Origin of the sequence: uncultured Methanobrevibacter sp. (assembly GCF_937906425.1) — an archaeon.
Lineage (GTDB): Archaea > Methanobacteriota > Methanobacteria > Methanobacteriales > Methanobacteriaceae > Methanobrevibacter.
Genome location: NZ_CALCYR010000276.1, coordinates 1 through 1,880 on the forward strand (window position 1 = coordinate 1; position 1,880 = coordinate 1,880).

A 1,880-nucleotide genomic window follows, 5' to 3' on the forward strand; every position below is an offset into this window, starting at 1 on the left:
TCGTGACTGGAGTTCAGACGTGTGCTCTTCCGATCTTTTGAAACCAATTTTAATCACTTAAGTTTTTTTAATAAGTTTATTTAAACAAAATTTAATTTTAATTTAATTTTTATTTAAAAAAATCAAATATAAAACTTTATTAAATGTAAGATTTATATATTATTATTGATTAAATATAAGTTTAAATTATATTTTAGTTGTTATTGTTGTTTAATGCTTTTTTACTTATTTAAAGACTTTTAAGAGCATTAAATACAAAATATATGATTGGGTGTTTTTAATAAATTAAGTATTTATTGGTTGAATTTCGATATAATTGATTTAAAGGGAAAACTCGTTAACATTAATCGAATGTGGTGATATTATGATAATGGTTCGTGGAGAAGTTAATGGAAAAGAATATACTGAACCTTTCTCAAAAGGAATTCTTTCAAGATCACTTATTATTGTGGAATTAACCCCTACAAGGGCTTATGCAATTGCTACAGAAGTGGAAGAGGAGATTTTAAGACAAAATCTTACAGAAGTCACTACTGATGAGATAGCGGATATTGCATCAAACATTTTAAAATCAAAAGACCCATTAAGAGCTGAAAAGTATTTGAATTGGAGAAAAATTAAAAAATGTAAAGATCCTTTAATCATATTGATTGGAGGAGCTTCAGGTGTAGGTACTTCCTCAATCGCCTTTGAGCTTGCAAGCCGTTTAGGTATTAAAAGTATGATAAGTACTGATATGATTAGGGAAGTGATGCGTAAAATTGTATCAAAGGATTTAAGTCCTGTAATTCATTCCTCTTCATTTGCCGCTCATAAATTAATGAGGGTGGCTCCCCCTCCAGAATTTGACTTTGTATTGGCCGGTTTTAAGGAACAGGTTGCAACAGTCAGTGTAGGTGTTGAGGCAGTTATAGAAAGGGCATTGACAGAGGGAATAAGTATTGTTATAGAGGGAGTTCATATTGTTCCAGGTTTTATCCGGGATGATTTGATGGAAAAGGACAATATATTGATGTTTTCAATGTTTTTAAGTGATGAGGGCATGCATAAGGACAGATTCCACTCACGTTGTCGTGATGAATGGAACAGCAGACCTTTGCAAAGGTATTTGGATAATTTCCATTCAATTCGTAAAACACAAAGATATATAGTAAACCAAGCTAAAACAGAAGGAGTGCCTATAATTGATAATATTGAGGTAGCTACAACAATTGATTATATTCTTGAAACAATTACAAAATCTTATGGAGGAATTAATGATGATAAACAAGATAAAAGTTAAGGATCTAATGACATCAGATGTATTGACAGTTGATTCGGATGAACAAACTGTTTTTGCATTTGAAAAACTGATGAAACATAAAATAAGTGCAATGCCTGTTATGGAAGACGGCAAGATGGTTGGAATTGTTACTGCAACAGATTTAGGTCATAACCTGATTTTAGACAAGTATCAATTTGGAACTAGGGTCAAAAGCGTTATGGTTACTGATGTGGCTTGCGTAAATCCTGAATGCACTGTTAAGGAAGCTATTGATGTAATGTTTGAAAATGCTCCAGGTGACAGTATTATTAACCAATTGCCTGTAGTTGAAGATGGTGAACTGGTTGGCATTATCTCCGACGGAGACATAATTAAGATCTTTAAGGAATAATTATAGTGCTTGGTTCTATAGTTATTCTGATTTAATTTTTTAGCTTCTTTTAATTCTTTTTGTGGTTTTTATTTGATTTAAATTCTTTTTTTAATTTAAATTTTTATTTAATTTAAATTCTTTAAATTCTTTTTTTTAATTTAAATTCTTTAAATTCTTTTTTTAATTTAAATTTTTCTTTGATTTTAATTCTAATTATTTTAATTCTTTTTTTATTTTTAATTC

Annotated in this window: 2 protein-coding genes; both read left to right on the plus strand. The window is 29.5% G+C overall.

Annotated elements, in window-relative coordinates; translation table 11 throughout:
- Positions 1-364: 364 nt before the first annotated feature.
- On the plus strand, positions 365-1,282 hold the full coding sequence (locus Q0138_RS08040) for a 2-phosphoglycerate kinase (RefSeq protein WP_297983157.1): 918 nt from the start codon (positions 365-367) through the stop codon (positions 1,280-1,282).
- A complete protein-coding gene (locus tag Q0138_RS08045; protein WP_297983159.1) occupies positions 1,257-1,655 on the plus strand; it encodes a CBS domain-containing protein in 399 nt (132 codons plus the stop codon). Before Q0138_RS08040 ends, Q0138_RS08045 begins: the two co-directional genes overlap by 26 nt.
- Positions 1,656-1,880 lie beyond the last annotated feature (225 nt).